The organism is Georgenia sp. Z2081, from assembly GCF_055326445.1.
On sequence record NZ_JBUZNK010000016.1, the window covers coordinates 27,866 to 43,059 of the forward strand.

The window sequence follows — 15,194 nt, forward strand, 5'->3', positions numbered from 1 at the left end:
GTCCTCATGACCGCCCACCCGCCGATCGGCGCACGGCTCCAGGACGTCGGCGTGCGCTACGGCGCAACCGCCGCCCTGGACGGCGCCACGTTCGACGTGCGGCCCGGCGTCATCACCGGGCTGCTCGGCCGCAACGGATCGGGCAAGACCACCGCGCTGTCGCTGCTGGCCTCGTACCGCCGCCCGAGCTCCGGCCGGGTGATGGTCGGGGGCCGGGACCCCTTCGAGCACGCGCCGACGCACGCCGCGGTGTGCCTCATCCGTGAGTCCGGCGACTTCGACACCGACGACAAGGTCAAGGACGTCCTCGAGCTGTGGTCGTCCTTCCGCCCGGCCTGGGACCAGCGCTGGGCGGAGGAGCTGCTCGACCGGTTCGAGGTCTCGACCACGCGCGGCCTCGGCAAGCTCTCGCGCGGGAAGCGGTCGGTGGTCGGGGCGGTCGTGGGGCTGGCCTCGCGGGCGCCGCTGACAATGTTCGACGAGGTGCACCTGGGGATGGATGCGCCCACCCGGGTGGCGTTCTACGACCTGCTCGTCGCCGACTACGCGGCCCACCCCCGCACGATCGTCGTCTCGAGCCACCTCATCTCCGAGATCGAGCACATCCTCGAGCGCGTGGTCGTCCTCGACGCCGGACGCGTCGTCGCCGACACGACGACGGACGAGCTGCGGTCCATGGGGGCCCGCCTCACCGGCCGCGCCGACGTGGTCCGCGCGGCCGCCGCCGACCACCGCGTCCTCGCCGAGCGCGAGCTCGGGCCCACCGCCGAGCTCACCGTGGTCGGCCTCGACGACGCCGCGCGCACCGACCTGGCCGCCCGCGGCATCGGCGTCGAGCCGGTCGGCCTTCAGGACATCGTCATCCACCTCACCGGGAGCCCCGCATGATCCCCGACGACGACGACGAGACTCCGGGCGCGAGCCCGCACCGCGCCCGGAGCGCCACCCCGGTCGAGACGCCCGGCACCACCCCGGTCGAGACGCCCGGCACCACCCCGGCCGCGACGCCGGCACGGGTGCCCGCCCCGTGGCGGGCGGCGACGACGAACCTGGGTGCCGTCCACCTGATCTTCGCGCTGGGCGTGGTGGCGGCCGCGGCGCTCGTGCTCTCGGTGGTGGTGCTCATCGTGCACCTCGCCGGAACGCCCGGGCAGTCCTATCTCCAGTACGGCTTCCAGCTCCAGGTGTGGTTCGCCATCGGCATGCCGGTGTGGGCCGTGTTCGCCGGGCTGGACACCCTCGTGCCCGCCGGGTCGACCCGCAGGGCGGTGTGGATCGGCACGCTGGTCGGCGCCTGCGTGAGCGTCGTGCTCGCCGGCGCCCTCAGCACGGTCGTCCTGTGGCTGGAGTCGCTCGTGTACGACGCCGCCGGCTGGGCCCACGTCGCCCGGGTCGAGGACGGCGTGGCCGAGCCGGGCGTCTGGTCGGACGGCTGGCTCGCCCTCGGCCTCGAGCGCTGCGCCGTGCTGCTCGGAGCGACCTTCACGGGCACCCTGCTCGGCGCCGCCTTCTACGGCCTGGGCTACCTCGGCGCCGCGCTCGCCCTCCCGCTCTCGCTCGTGCCCGTCGTCGCCGTGGGGCTGGTCACCGGGAGCGACTCGCTCCCGCTCGTCTCGCGGCTCGACCTGCCCGGATGGGCGGACGGGACGCCGGCGGTGCCCCTCGGGGTGCTCCTCGCCGTCGGTGCCCTGGCCGCCCTCGGCTCGTGGCTGCTCATGCGCGCGGTGCCGGTGCGGATGCGCCCGCTGTGACCGCCGCCGGACCCGACCGAGAAAGGCCCCTCATGGACCTGCCCCGACCCGTCGGAGCCGCGCTTGACGGCGTCGGTGTGCGGCTCGGCCGCACCACCGCCCTCGACGGCGCCACCTTCGACGTCCGACCCGGGACGATCACCGGTCTGCTCGGCCGCAACGGCTCGGGCAAGACGACCGCCCTGTCGCTGCTGGCCGCGTTCCGCCGCCCGAGCTCCGGCCGGGTGACGATCGACGGCCGCGACCCGTTCGACGACGCCGCGCTCATGCCCGCCGTGTGCCTCGTGCGCGAGTCCGGCGACGTCATCCCGGACCAGTCGATCAGCGACACGTTCTCGCTCGTGGGGATGCTCCGTCCGACCTGGGACCAGCGATGGGCGGAGGAGCTCCTCGAGCACTTCGGGATCGGGCTCGACGAGCACCCGAACCAGCTCTCGCGCGGCAAGCGGTCGGTGGTCGGTGCGGTCGTGGGGCTGGCCTCGCGGGCGCCGCTGACGATGTTCGACGAGGTGCACCTGGGGATGGACGCGCCGACGCGGGTGGAGTTCTACGACCTGCTCGTGGCCGACTATGCCGAGCACCCCCGCACGATCGTCATCTCGAGCCACCTCATCTCCGAGATCGAGAACGTCCTCGAGGACGTGGTGCTCCTGGACGTGGGCCGGGTCCTGCACTCCGGCGGCTCCGAGGAGCTGCGGGCACGCGGCGCGACCCTCACCGGCCGCACCGAGGTCGTGCGCGAGGCGAGTGCCGACCTCACCGTGCTGTCCGAGAGGACACTGGGACCGACCACCGAGCTCACCGTGCTCGGCACGATCGACCACGCGCGTCGCGCCGAGCTGGCCGTCCGCGGGGTCGGCGTGTCCCACGTCAGCCTGCAGGACATCGTCATCCACCTCACCGGGAGCCCGTCATGACCACGCTCGTCGCCCAGCCCCGGATCGCCGGGCCGCGCCGGCCGCAGTGGCTCGTCGTCACCGGCTGGACGGCCACCGCGCACGCCTCCATCGGCCTGATCTCGCTCGGCGCCGGCGTCCTGCTCTCGGCGCTCGTCCTCACCGTGATGTCGGTGTGGTTCAGCGTCGACCGGTCCTTCGTCGTCACGCTGTCCTCGATCTTCATCGGCATCCCGTTCGTCGTCGCGCTCTCGGTGGCCCGGCAGCACGTGGCCGCGTTCGTCCCTCAGGGGGCCACGCGGCCGGCCGTCGTCCTCGGCAACCTCGCCGCCGCGCCCCTGGCCGGCCTCGTCTGGGCGGGCGTCGGTACGGCCCTGGTCGCGGCCGAGGCGCTCGCCTTCCGTGTCGCCGGCTGGGAGCACGCCTTCCGCGACGCCGACGGCGCCGCGCCCTGGGAACGGGGCTGGTGGTTCCTCGCGCTGATCTGCCTGGTCAACGTGTTCGGCACCGCGCTGTCCGGATCGCTCGTCGGCGTGTTGTTCTACCGGTTCCACGGCGGAGGGGTGCTGGTCGCGATCCTGCTGCTCGTGCCGTGCATGGTGCCCGTGGCGGCGACCGTCGCGCTCGTCTCCGGCTACGACCTGGGCGGCCCCGCCTTCGACGCACTCCTCACGTTCGACCGCTCGCCGGGGCTGCGTGCGGGCGTGCTCGCGGCGGTCGTGGCGGGGTCCGCGGTGGGTCTCGGCCTCCTGCTGCGCAACGTCCCGGTGCGCAGCACCGGCTGAGGGCCCCGGGGTCCCGCGGGACGTGGCCGACGGCACGCCTGCCCGGCGAGCTCGGCCGGTGCCCGCGGGGGAGATGTCTGGCACAATGATCGGCTGTACACCGATGTGCGCGGGCCCCTCTCTCCCGCGCGGGTCGTGTCCCGGGCAGCAACCACGGTCGTGTTCCCACCGGCCGCGCGCGCACGCCCATCTGAACCCCAGAACCAGGAGCACCCACACCCGTGGCAGTCAAGATCCGACTCAAGCGTCTCGGCAAGATCCACTCCCCGCACTACCGCGTGGTCGTCATGGACTCGCGGACCCGCCGTGACGGCAGGGCCATCGAGGAGATCGGCCTCTACAACCCGATGGAGGAGCCCTCGCTCATCCAGATCGACTCCGAGCGCGCGCAGTACTGGCTCGGCGTCGGCGCCCAGCCGACCGAGCAGGTCGCGGCCCTCCTCAAGGTCACCGGCGACTGGCAGCAGTTCAAGGGCCTTGACGGCGCCGAGGGCACGCTGCGGACGAAGGACGCCTCCGAGGAGACTGTCGCCGCCGCCCGCGCCGAGGCCGTCAAGGCTGCCGAGGACGCCGCCGAGAAGCGCAAGGCCGACGCGTCGGCCAAGAAGTCCGCCGACGAGGCCGCGGCCGCCGCCGAGGCGAGCACCGAGGAGTCCGCCGACGCGGGCGAGGCCGACCAGACCCCGGCCGAGGACGCCGCCGAGGCCGAGGCTCCGGCCGAGGAGGCCTGACGTGCTCGCCGACGCCCTCGAGCACCTCGTGCGCGGGATCGTCGACAACCCCGACGACGTCCGGGTCGCCGAGCGCTCGCTGCGCCGCGGCGACCTGCTCGAGGTCCGGGTGAACCCCGCCGACCTCGGCCGCGTCATCGGCCGCCAGGGTCGCACCGCCAAGGCGCTGCGCACCGTGGTCGGCGCGCTGTCGACCTCGGGTCCCGTGCGGATCGACGTCGTCGACACCGACCGCCGCTGACCGACCGACGCCGGACCCGGCCCGCCAGGCGGGCCGGGTCCGGCGTCGTTCCAGCACCGAGGCCGTCCCACCACCGAGGCCGTCCCACCACCGAGAAGGAGTCGCCGTGCAGCTCACCGTCGCCGTCGTCGGCGCCCCCCACGCGCTCGGGGGCGAGGTCCGGCTCGACGTCCGCACCGACGACCCCGATCGCCGCCTCGTCGTCGGTGCCACCCTCGAGACCGACCCCGCCGACGCCGGACCGCTCGAGATCACGAGCGTGCGCGTCGATCGCGGGTCCCGCTACGTCCGGTTCGCCGGCGCCGAGGACCGCACCGCCGCCGAGTCCCTGCGCGGCGTCCGCCTGGTCGTCGAGACCGACGAGGAGGACGACGAGGAGGACGCCTGGTACCCGCACGAGCTGCGCGGCCTGCGCGTCGAGCACCCGGACGGGCGTCACGTCGGCGAGGTCGCCGACCTTCGGCCCGCGCCCGGGCACGACCTGCTGCTCGTCCGCGAGGCCGGCGGCCCCACCACCCCGGTGCCGTTCGTGCGCGCCCTCGTCCCGGTCGTCGACGTCGCCGCGGGCAGGGTCGTCATCGACCCGCCGCGCGGCCTGCTCGCCGGCGACCCCCTGCCCGACGACTCAGCCTTGCCCGCCGACGGCGCCGCGGACACGGGCCGAGGCGCCGCCCCGGGGACGACGGGCGACTGACGTGCGCATCGACGTCGTGACGATCTTTCCCGACTACCTCGCACCGCTCGACCTCAGCCTCATCGGGAGGGCCCGCCGTGACGGGCTCGTCGACCTCCGGGTCCACGACCTGCGCGACGTCACCACCGACCGCCACCGCACCGTCGACGACACGCCCGCCGGCGGGGGAGCGGGGATGGTCATGCGCGCCGACGTCTGGGGCGACGCGCTGGACCCGCTGCTCGCCGGCGGCGGCGTGCTCGCGATCCCGGCGCCCGCGGGCACCCCGCTCACGCAGGCCACCCTCGAGGAGCTGGCCGCCGCCGGCGAGCCGCTGGTGATCGCGTGCGGCCGGTACGAGGGCATCGACGGCCGGGTCGCCGAGCACTACCGGGAGCGCCCGGACGTGCGCGTGCTCGAGTACTCCCTCGGCGACTACGTCCTCAACGGCGGGGAGGTGGCCGCGCTCGCGCTCGTCGAGGGCGTCGTGCGGCTGTTGCCCGGCGTCGTCGGGAACCCCGGGTCGCTGACCGAGGAGTCCCACGCCGGCGACGGCACGCTCGAGTACCCCGTCTACACGCGGCCCACGAGCTGGCGCGGCCTTCAGATCCCTGGCGTCCTCACGTCCGGCGACCACGGGGCCGCGGCGGCATGGCGGCGGGAACGCTCGCTCGAGCGGACCGCCGAGCGCCGTCCCGAGCTGATCGACGCGCTCGACGCCGGCGGCCTCACCCGCGCCGACCGCCGCACGCTCGCGGGGCTCGGCCGGGTGGTCCCGGACGGCGCCGCCCACCCCGTGCCCGTCACCGTCCGTGCCGCCACCACGGACGACGCCGAGGCGGTCGCCACCCTCGCCGCCGACACCTTCGCGCTCGCCTGCCCGCCGGGCACCGCGCAGGCCGACATCGACGCCTTCGTCGCCGAGCACCTCACGGCCGAGCGCATGCGGGACCACGCCGCCTCTGCCACCGCGATCCTCCAGGTCGCCGCGACGGGCGGTGAGGGCGCCGGCACGGTGGTCGGCTACACGCTCACCCACCTGCCCGCCCGGGCCGAGGACCCGCCGTACGCGGACGACGTCGCGGGCCTCGTCACCGCGCGCCCGGCCGCCGAGCTGTCGAAGATCTACGTCGCGGCCGAGATGCTGGGCTCCGGCCTGGGCCGCATCCTGCTGGAGGCAGCGGCGTCCGCCGCCGCGGCCTCGGAGGTCGACGGCTCTCCGGTGCGTGCGCTGTGGCTCGGCACGAATGCGCGCAACCGCCGTGCCCGGAAGGCCTACGAGCGCGCGGGGTTCGTCGTCGTCGGCCCGCGACGGTTCCGGGTCGGCGACCAGGTGCACGACGACGTCGTCATGGTGCGCGACCTCACGTGAGCGGGTGCGGCGCCCGCCCTGGGGGTGGGCGCCGGGTTGTGGCAGGATAGAGCGGCTTGCGCGGCACAGCCGCGGCCACCGACCTGCCGCAGGGGGTCCTGGCCCGAGCAGGCACCCGAACCGACACGGCGCGACGCGCCGACCAGCCGGCCGTGACCTGCGCGCACGGGCGAAGGAGAGAAGCTCATGCAGACCCTGGACTTCATCGACAACGCGTCGATCCGCACCGACATCCCCGAGTTCCGGGCGGGCGACACCGTCAAGGTCAACGTCAAGGTCGTCGAGGGCACCCGGTCCCGCGTCCAGGTCTTCCAGGGCGCAGTCATCGCCCGCCAGGGCCAGGGCGTCCGCGAGACCTTCACGGTCCGCAAGGTGAGCTTCGGCGTCGGCGTCGAGCGCACGTTCCCCGTGCACGCCCCGTCGATCGACTCCATCGAGCGCGTCTCCCGCGGTGACGTCCGCCGCGCCAAGCTGTACTACCTGCGCGAGCTGCGCGGCAAGGCCGCCAAGATCCGCGAGAAGCGCGACAACACCTGAGTCCGCGTCGGCCCCCGGAGTACCCGGCGGGACGATCCGGAGCGACGCCCGGCGGACGGAATGTCCGCCGGGCGTCGCTGCGCGCGGGATAACGTGAGGATCGACGGCGGCGGGACCGCCCAGCGTGCGGGCATCCCGGCCGGCCGTACCGAGGAGGACGCATGACCGAGTCGCTCACGCCCCCGAGCGCACCGACCCCCTCGGAGACCGACGGGCCGACGACCGACGGGCCGACGACCGACGGGCCGACGGGCGACGGGCCGGTGGACGACGGGCCGGTGGACGACGAGGCCCCGCGCAGGCGCGGCACCGGCAGGTCGGCCCGGCGGGGCGGCGTCGGTGCGTGGCTGCGGGAGACGGCCATCGTCGTCGTATGTGCGCTCGTGCTGTCCGTCCTCATCAAGACGTTCCTCGTGCAGGCCTTCTACATCCCGTCGGGATCGATGGAGGAGACCCTCGAGGTCGGCGACCGGGTGATGGTGAGCAAGCTGACCCCCGGGCCGTTCGATCTCGAGCGCGGCGACATCGTCGTGTTCCTCGACCCGGGCGGCTGGCTCGAGGAGGAGCCGGAGCAGTCCACCAACCCGGTCCGGCGGGCGGTCACCGATTCGCTGACGTTCGTCGGGATCCTGCCGCAGGACGCGGGGCAGCACCTCATCAAGCGGGCCGTCGGGCTGCCGGGCGACACCGTGACCTGCTGCGACGCCGACGGCCGTCTCATGGTCAACGGCGAGCCCGTCGACGAGCCGTACCTCGCGCCGGGGGCGAACCCGTCCAGCCTCGAGTTCGAGGTCGTCGTGCCCGAGGGGCACTTGTGGGTGATGGGCGACAACCGGGACAACTCGGCGGACTCCCGCGCTCACATGGGCGGCCCCGGGGGCGGGTTCATCCCGATCGACAACGTGGTGGGCACCGCCTTCGCCACCGTGTGGCCGCTGAGCAACGTCACCTGGCACTCCGACCCGGAGGAGACGTTCGAGGACGTCCCCGCACCGTGAGCACGTCCCCGAGCGCAGCAGACGGGCCCGGTCCGGCGTCCCGTTCCGCCCGGACCGGCGGGTCGTCCCGTACCGCGCAGCCCGGCGGGTCGTCCCGTTCCGCCCGGCCCGGCGGGACGTCCCGTTCCGCCCGGCCCGGCCCGGATCTGAGCCGCGAGCGCGAGCTTCTCGCCGACCTGCCCGACGACGCGGTGGTGCTCGGCGTCGACGAGGTGGGTCGCGGTGCGCTGGCCGGTCCAGTGACGATCGGCGTCTGCGCCGTCGGGCGGGCGGTCGGCGAGATGCCCGTCGGGCTCACCGACTCCAAGATGCTGCGCCCCGCCGCGCGGGAGGCCCTCGTGGAGCCGGTGCGGCAGTGGTCGGCAGCCTGGGCCGTGGGCCACGCGTCGCCCGCCGAGATCGACTCGCTCGGCATCCTGGCCGCTCAGCGGTTGGCCGCCCGTCGGGCGCTGGCCGTCGTGCGGAGCGAGCTCGCCGCCGCCGGTCTCGTCGCCGGGGCGACGATCCTCGACGGCGCGCACGACTGGCTCGCCGAGCCGGTGGCGGACCTGCTCGCCCTGGTGAGCGACGACGTCGTGCCGCCGCCCGGTGACTCCCCGCGGGCCTGGGACGTCCCCGTGCTCTGCGAGGTCAAGGGTGATATGCGGTGCGCGTCGGTGTCCGGGGCGAGCGTGCTGGCCAAGGTCGAGCGCGACGCGCTCATGGTCGAGGCGGCGCTCCGGCCGGAGCTCGAGGTCTTCGGGCTGGCCGGCAACAAGGGTTACGGCTCCGCCCGTCACCTCGCGGCGCTCGCCGACGTCGGCCCCAGCGACTGGCACCGGCGCTCGTGGCGGCTTCCCACCCGTCGGGGTGCATGATGGGGCGGTGAGTGCCGAGGACCTGGAGAACTACGAGACCGAGCTCGAGCTCGGCCTGTACCGCGAGTACCGCGACGTCGTGAACCTCTTCACGTACGTCGTCGAGACGGAGCGCCGCTTCTACCTGTGCAACAGCGTCGACGTCCAGGTGCGCAACGCCGGCGGCGACGTGTTCTTCGAGCTCAACCTCGCCGACGCGTGGGTCTGGGACGTCTACCGGTCGGCACGTTTCGTCAAGAACGTGCGCGTGGTGACGTTCAAGGACGTCAACGTCGAGGAGCTCAACCAGGCGGACATCAAGCTCCCGTAGTGGTGGGCGCCGCGATGCCGGTGTCCGTCGCGATCGGCCGGGGCATCGCCGCCCCGCTGCCGCGCTGCCAGGAGCTCCACGCGGTCCCCACAGGGCACCCTGTGGCAGGTCCATCCACAGCCCCGACGACGACGTGCCCCGCCTGACCGTCGTCTCGCCTTGGGTGGGTACCGGAGGTGGTCGGGATGCCGAACGGCACGAGCACGACGCAGCACGGGGACTCGCGGACGGCCGGGGCAGATGCGCGCACATCGCCGGGGGCGGTGCCGCCGTCCGCCGCCGGGCGGCTGGCGCTCGGCACCTGGGGGGAGCGGGTCGCGGAACAGCACCTGGAGTCGCTCGGCATCGCCGTGGTGGAGCGCAACTGGCGGGTGCGCGACGGCGAGCTCGACCTCGTGGCGTGGGACGACGAGGAGGGATCCTGGGTCGCCGTCGAGGTCAAGACCCGGCGCAGCAGGGCGTTCGGCGACCCCGTCGAGGCTGTGACGCACGTCAAGGCGGCACGACTGCGCCGCCTGGCGCGTGCGTGGGTCGTGGCCCGTGCGGTCGGCGATCGCCCGTGGGACCGCGACGCGGGACCCGCGGCCGTCCGGAGCGCGCGCATCCGCATCGATGTGGTGGGCGTCCTCGTCGTGCGCGACGGCTCACCCGCCGTCACCCACCTCAGGTCGGTCGCCTGATGGGCGCCGCCCTCGGGCGTGCGCGAGCGGTCGCGCTGATCGGGACGACGGGCCACGTCGTCGACGTCGAGGCACACATCGCCGACGGTCTGCCCGCCTTCACGATCGTCGGTCTGCCGGACACGGCCGTCTCGGAGGCGCGCGAGCGCGTCCGGGCGGCGCTGTCCTCCTGCGGCCGACCGTGGCGGCCGTCGCGGACGACCGTCAACCTCGCCCCGGCCTCCCTCCACAAGCACGGGACCGGGCTGGACCTGGCGCTCGCGGTCAGCGTGCTCGCGGCGTCGGGCGACATCGAGGACCGGCGTCCGCGCATGTTCCTGGGCGAGCTGGGCCTTGACGGACGCGTCCAACCCGTCCGCGGCGTCCTGCCCGCCGTCCTCGCCGCACGGGACAGCGGCCTCACCGAGGTCGTCGTCCCCGCCGGGAACGCCCCGGAGGCGCGCCTGGTGAGCGGTATGACGGTGCGGGCGGTCGAGCACCTGGCCGACGTCGTCGTCGCCCTGGGTGGCGAGGCACGCCGCCCCGCGCTCCCGGCCGGCGCGGGGGCTGGCGTCGGTGCCGGGCGGAAGGCCGACGCGGCCGTAGATGCGGCGAGACCCGAGCCGGATCTCGTCGACGTGCTGGGTCAGTCCGCCGCGCGGCGGGCGCTCGAGGTTGCAGCGGCAGGTGGGCACCATCTCCTGCTCCTCGGGCCACCGGGCGCCGGCAAGTCGATGCTCGCCGCCCGGCTGCCCGGACTGCTGCCCGACCTCGACGACGACGCGGCTCTCGAGGTGACGACCGTGCACTCCGTGGCGGGCACGTACTCCGGCGACTCGCTCGTGCGCCGGCCGCCGTTCGAGGAGCCGCACCACACGGCCACCGCGGTCGCCGTCGTCGGGGGCGGTTCCGGTCTGCCGCGGCCGGGTGCCGCGTCTCGCGCCCATCGCGGGGTGCTCCTGCTCGACGAGAGCCCGGAGTTCCCCACCCGCGTGCTCGACACGCTGCGCCAGCCCCTGGAGTCCGGGGAGATCGTGCTGCACCGGGCGGCGGGATCCGCGCGGTTCCCTGCGCGCTTCCAGCTCGTGCTCACCGCCAACCCGTGCCCGTGCGGGTACGCCGACCGGGACGGCGCGCTCTGCACCTGCTCGAGCGCCGTACGGTCCCGTTACCTCGCGCGGCTCTCCGGCCCGCTGCTCGACCGGGTGGACCTGCAGGTCAGGGTCAAGAGCGTGTCCCGCGCTGCCGCCGCGGTGCAGGACCCGAGCGAGCCGACCGCGGTCGTCGCCGCCCGTGTCGCCTCCGCCCGGGCTGCGGCCGCCGAGCGACTCGCGGGCACGCGCTGGTCGACGAACGCCGAGGTGCCGGGTTCCTGGCTGCGCGAGCGCACGGGACGCAGCGCCGTGGCGACGGTCGCCCACGCCGTCGACACGGGAAAGCTGACGATGCGCGGGATGGATCGGGTGCTGCGCGTCGCGTGGTCGATCGCGGACCTGGCCGGGAGCACGTCCCCGACCGGTCTGCACGTCGGGGAGGCCACGATGATGAGGACGGAGGGGGTCGGTCGTGGGTGAACGCGGAGGTAAGGGTGCGCCTGGGCGCTCGGAGGAGCTGGTGGCCGCGGCGGCGTGGACGCGGCTCGTGGAGGGGGCCGATCCGCAGGCCCACCGGCTGATCACCGCGCTCGGGGCGGCCGAGGCTCTTGCCTGGGTGCGGCGCGCGGTCGCGGGCACCGTCCTGCCCGCCGTTCCCGCGGGCGCCGAGGTCGGTCGGGGCACCCTCGCGACATCGGTCTCGAGGTGGGCGCCGCGGGTCGAGCATCTCGCTCCCGAGCGTGATCTGGACGCGATCGAGCATCTCGGCGGCTGGTTCGCCGTCCCGGGTGGCCCGGGTTGGGCGGCCGGCCTCGGCGACCTCGGGGAGGACGCACCGCCGGGGCTGTGGGGGCGTGGCCGCCGGGATGCGCTCGGCGCCCGCGCCGTGTCGGTGGTCGGTTCACGTGCGTCGACGCCGTACGGGATGACGGTAGGCGCCGAGCTGTCCGCGGGGGCGGCGGAGGCGGGGCTCGTCGTGGTGTCGGGAGGTGCGTACGGCATCGACACCGCCGCGCACCGCGGGGCGCTCGTCGTCGGCGGTCGGTCCGTCGGCGTGATGGCGGGCGGGGCCGATCGCTTCTACCCGCAGGGGAGCGCGGAGATGCTCGGGCGGCTGCTCGAGGACGGCGCGGTGGTCGCCGAGGCCCCACCCGGCTCGAACCCGGCGCGGCACCGGTTCTTGTCCCGCAACCGACTCATCGCGGCGATGTCCGGGGCGACGCTCGTGGTCGAGGCCGCGCTGAGGTCGGGCGCGTTGTCCACGGCACGGCATGCGGCAGCGATGGGTCGGCCGCTGGGCGCGGTGCCGGGGCCGGTGACGTCGATGGCGTCGGCCGGGTGCCACCGACTCATGCGCGATCAGGGTGCGATGTGCGTGACGACCGCCGAGGAGCTCGTCGAGCTCGCCCTGCCCATCGGGGCGAGCATCGAGCGCGGCGGTGGCGGTGGTGCGGCCGTGACCCGACCCGAGTCGGTCGGTGGACGTGGGCGGAGCGGTGCCGAGGGTGGTGCGGATGACGGTGGCGACGCAGGGCCCGGCGGTGGCGGCCTGCTCGACGGGCTCGACCCGGTGTGCGCGCGGGTGCTCGACGCCCTGCCGGCGGTCCGTGCCGCGCAGGAGGCGTCGATCATGCGCAACGCCGGGCTCGATGCGAGGTCCGTGCGCTCAGCACTGGGCCTGCTCGAGCTCACTGGACGCGTCGAGCACGTGGGGGAGCGGTGGCGCAGGGTCGAGGTTCGGCGGGCGTCCTGAGGGGCGGCCTGTCCGGCAGGTCGCCGGTCTGGGTGGCGGCGGTGGAGGGTCGAGGTTCGACGGGCGTCCCGAGGGGTGCTCCGGCCTGCCGGTCGCCGGTCGAGGAGCCGGTGCGGAACTCCGGCGGCACGCGTAGCCTGCGTGCCATGACCGGGACGAACGCGGGTGCGGACTGCGTCGGTACATCTGCACCGGGCGTGACTCGGGCGGAGCTCCTGGCGGGCTTCGAACGTCACCTCGGTCGTGAGCGTGGGCTGTCCGCGCACACCGTGCGCGCCTACCTCGGTGACGTCACCACGCTTCTCGCACACCTCGGGCACTCCGACGACGATTCCGACGTCGATGTCTCGGCGCTCAGCCTGGCGGGGCTCCGGTCGTGGCTCGCCCAGCAGAGCTCCGAGGGACTCGCCCGATCGACGCTCGCCCGGCGTGCCGCGGCCGTGCGGTCCTTCGGAGCGTGGCTCGCCCGCTCCGGGCGGGTCGAGGTGGATCCGGCCCAGCGACTGCGCTCGCCCCGGCCGGATCAGCACCTGCCGACGGTGCTGGGGGTGGACGCCGTCGAGCGTCTCCTGAGCTCGGCCGAGGAGCGTGCCGCCGACGGCGACGCCACACACCTGCGCGACCATGCGGCCCTCGAGCTGCTGTACGCCACGGGTCTGCGGGTCGGCGAGCTCGTGTCTCTGGACGTGCGCGACGTCGACCTGGCCGAGCACACGGTTCGCGTGATCGGCAAGGGGGACAAGGAGCGAGTGGTCCCGCTGGGGGTGCCGGCGGCGGAGGCGATTCAACGGTGGTTGGGGGACGGCAGGCCGGCCCTACCGGTGCGAGCCGGCGAGCGAGCACTTCTCGTCGGTGTCCGTGGCGGCAGGATCGATGCCCGCACGGTCCGCGGGATGCTTCACCGGGCGACGGCGCTCGCCGGCGTGGCGGACCTCGCCCCGCACGGCCTTCGGCACTCGGCCGCCACGCATCTGCTTGCCGGTGGTTCGGACCTGCGGTCCGTGCAGGAGATCCTCGGGCACTCCTCGCTCGCCACGACGCAGCGGTACACCCATGTGAGCCCGGAGCGGCTCCGGTCGGTCTTCTCCCAGGCTCACCCGCGCGCGTAGCTACCGATCCACGAGTAGGTGTGGATCCACCAGGGGGGGCGAGCAGCTCGCGCGCGAGCACTCGCGACCGACGCGCCAGAGGTGCCGGGGGCCGACGTCGGTGCTCGCTTTGCTTCCTCGCAGCCTCGCAGCCTCGCAGCCTCGCAGCCTCGCAGCCTCGCAGCCTCGCAGCCTCGCAGCCTTCCAGCCCGTCGGTCCGGACCGCGTGCCCTGCACCCATGTCCGGGCTGGTGTCGTGGGCGGACAACTGCGTAGACGGCGGCGAGCCTTTATTCGCGTTGGTGCGGCTCGTCGCGGCCGGTGGGTGTCCGGCTGGTGATGGGGCGGCCGTGTTGGTCGTGGAAGTGCCAGTGGCCGGTGCGGCGGGTGATGGTGATGTTGCGTGCGTGGATGAGGTCGTGGTGGTGCCAGCACAGCAGGATGCCGTGCTCGATGCTGGTGGGGCCGTGGTCCTTGTACCAGTGCAGGGAGTGGTGGATCTCGCCGAATCCGGGTGGTTCGTCGCAGTCGGGGTATTGGCAGTGTTGGTCGCGGGCGTGGATGGCCCGGGTCATGTTCGCGGGGAAGATCCGTTTCTCTCGTCCGACGTCGAGGACTGTGGATTCCGGGCCGAAGATGACGCGCATCAGTGCGCTGTCGCAGGCCAGACGGGCGAGCATCGCGTGCGGGATGGGGGTCCCGTCCTCGAAGGTGGCGGGTTGGATGCCGTCCATCACGCGGGGGTCGATCGCGGCCGAGATCACGTGATCCTCACCGGGCTGCCAGTCGGTCAGCCACTGCCGTGCCGTCTCGGACAGGTCGAAGATCCCCGACCCGCCCTCGCTCGCCGACCCGTCGGGGGTGCTGCCACGCTCGTCCACCAGCCCGAAGGTGGCGTCGATACCGAACGCTGCACCGGCGTGGGTGCGGGTGGTGGTGTGGGGGCGGGTGGTGGTGTGGGTGCGGGTGGTGGTGTGGGGGTCGCGGGGTCCGCCGGGGGCGGTCAGGGTCTGCTCGGCGGTGATCGGGGCGACGATCTGCCCGGCGGGTAGTCCCGCATGGGCCTGGCCGTGGTTGGGGGTGAGGTCGTGGGTGGCCAGCCAGCCGGCGGTCGCCGAGGCGGGTGGGATCACGGACCCGGTCGCTTTGGTGAGGGCGGTGAGGGTGTCCAGGGTGGCGGTGATCGTCACGTGCGGACGGACCCGCGCGTTGGCCTGCTGCTCACCTCGGTCGAGGGACTCGTGGGCCAGGGCGACCAGTGCGCCGGCGCGGCGTTGGGCCGGGGTGCGGTCGTCCTCGGCGCCCTTGCGGCCGGCGTGAGCGGTCAGGGCGGTGGTCACGACCTGCCCGGACAGCTCGTCGAGCCACCCCGTGAGGTGATACCCACCCGTGGTCGGGGCGATGGTCAGTTCTTCGCGGGCATCGTCCTGCCGCCAGGCCTTGTCAGCT

At 74.3% G+C, this 15,194-nt stretch carries 17 protein-coding genes; 16 read left to right on the forward strand and 1 reads right to left on the reverse strand.

The annotated features are described in order from the left end of the window. Window positions 1-6 precede the first annotated feature (6 nt). The 16 genes from ACZLKG_RS15875 (at window position 7) to ACZLKG_RS15950 (ending at window position 13,766) form a co-directional block, all read left to right on the forward strand. Complete coding sequence (locus ACZLKG_RS15875; RefSeq protein WP_425710029.1) at window positions 7-888, forward strand: ATP-binding cassette domain-containing protein; 882 nt, start codon at window positions 7-9, stop codon at window positions 886-888. Then, window positions 885-1,751 (forward strand): hypothetical protein, encoded by an 867-nt coding sequence (locus ACZLKG_RS15880; protein WP_425710030.1) that lies wholly within the window; start codon window positions 885-887, stop codon window positions 1,749-1,751. The genes ACZLKG_RS15875 and ACZLKG_RS15880 overlap by 4 nt, the downstream gene beginning before the upstream one ends. A gap of 32 nt (window positions 1,752-1,783) precedes the next feature. Beyond that, window positions 1,784-2,668 (forward strand): ATP-binding cassette domain-containing protein, encoded by an 885-nt coding sequence (locus ACZLKG_RS15885; protein WP_425710031.1) that lies wholly within the window; start codon window positions 1,784-1,786, stop codon window positions 2,666-2,668. Then, window positions 2,665-3,432, forward strand: a complete 768-nt coding sequence (locus ACZLKG_RS15890) for a hypothetical protein (protein WP_463649282.1) — start codon at window positions 2,665-2,667, stop codon at window positions 3,430-3,432. The genes ACZLKG_RS15885 and ACZLKG_RS15890 overlap by 4 nt, the downstream gene beginning before the upstream one ends. A 221-nt stretch (window positions 3,433-3,653) precedes the next feature. Further along, window positions 3,654-4,163: a 30S ribosomal protein S16 gene (gene rpsP, locus ACZLKG_RS15895; RefSeq protein WP_425710033.1), complete on the forward strand. Its 510-nt coding sequence runs from the start codon at window positions 3,654-3,656 to the stop codon at window positions 4,161-4,163. A gap of 1 nt (window position 4,164) precedes the next feature. Beyond that, window positions 4,165-4,404, forward strand: a complete 240-nt coding sequence (locus tag ACZLKG_RS15900; RefSeq protein WP_425710034.1) for an RNA-binding protein — start codon at window positions 4,165-4,167, stop codon at window positions 4,402-4,404. A 106-nt stretch (window positions 4,405-4,510) separates the two neighbouring features. Next, entirely contained in the window at window positions 4,511-5,098 is a 588-nt protein-coding gene (rimM, locus tag ACZLKG_RS15905; RefSeq protein WP_463649283.1) for a ribosome maturation factor RimM, read from the forward strand. 1 nt (window position 5,099) lies between these two features. Further along, window positions 5,100-6,449: a tRNA (guanosine(37)-N1)-methyltransferase TrmD gene (gene trmD, locus ACZLKG_RS15910; RefSeq protein WP_425710036.1), complete on the forward strand. Its 1,350-nt coding sequence runs from the start codon at window positions 5,100-5,102 to the stop codon at window positions 6,447-6,449. 186 nt (window positions 6,450-6,635) lie between these two features. Further along, window positions 6,636-6,986 (forward strand): 50S ribosomal protein L19, encoded by a 351-nt coding sequence (gene rplS, locus ACZLKG_RS15915; protein WP_425710037.1) that lies wholly within the window; start codon window positions 6,636-6,638, stop codon window positions 6,984-6,986. 161 nt (window positions 6,987-7,147) lie between these two features. Continuing rightward, complete coding sequence (lepB, locus tag ACZLKG_RS15920; protein WP_463649284.1) at window positions 7,148-7,984, forward strand: signal peptidase I; 837 nt, start codon at window positions 7,148-7,150, stop codon at window positions 7,982-7,984. Next, a complete protein-coding gene (locus tag ACZLKG_RS15925; protein WP_425710039.1) occupies window positions 7,981-8,841 on the forward strand; it encodes a ribonuclease HII in 861 nt (286 codons plus the stop codon). The genes lepB and ACZLKG_RS15925 overlap by 4 nt, the downstream gene beginning before the upstream one ends. Window positions 8,842-8,848: 7 nt before the next feature. Further along, window positions 8,849-9,151 (forward strand): DUF2469 domain-containing protein, encoded by a 303-nt coding sequence (locus ACZLKG_RS15930; protein ID WP_425710040.1) that lies wholly within the window; start codon window positions 8,849-8,851, stop codon window positions 9,149-9,151. Between the two features lie 185 nt (window positions 9,152-9,336). Further along, window positions 9,337-9,831, forward strand: a complete 495-nt coding sequence (locus tag ACZLKG_RS15935) for a YraN family protein (RefSeq protein ID WP_463649285.1) — start codon at window positions 9,337-9,339, stop codon at window positions 9,829-9,831. After that, the gene (locus tag ACZLKG_RS15940) at window positions 9,831-11,384 is read left to right on the forward strand and encodes a YifB family Mg chelatase-like AAA ATPase (protein WP_463649286.1); all 1,554 of its coding nucleotides are present in this window, start codon (window positions 9,831-9,833) and stop codon (window positions 11,382-11,384) included. The genes ACZLKG_RS15935 and ACZLKG_RS15940 overlap by 1 nt, the downstream gene beginning before the upstream one ends. 40 nt (window positions 11,385-11,424) lie before the next feature. Continuing rightward, window positions 11,425-12,657: a DNA-processing protein DprA gene (locus ACZLKG_RS15945; protein WP_463649287.1), complete on the forward strand. Its 1,233-nt coding sequence runs from the start codon at window positions 11,425-11,427 to the stop codon at window positions 12,655-12,657. Window positions 12,658-12,803: 146 nt separating this feature from the next. After that, entirely contained in the window at window positions 12,804-13,766 is a 963-nt protein-coding gene (locus ACZLKG_RS15950; protein WP_463649288.1) for a tyrosine recombinase XerC, read from the forward strand. A gap of 269 nt (window positions 13,767-14,035) precedes the next feature. On the opposite strand, the gene ACZLKG_RS15955 is transcribed toward ACZLKG_RS15950, so the two are convergent. Beyond that, window positions 14,036-15,194: HNH endonuclease signature motif containing protein (locus ACZLKG_RS15955; RefSeq protein WP_463649289.1), on the reverse strand; the 1,159-nt coding region annotated here is incomplete at its 5' end.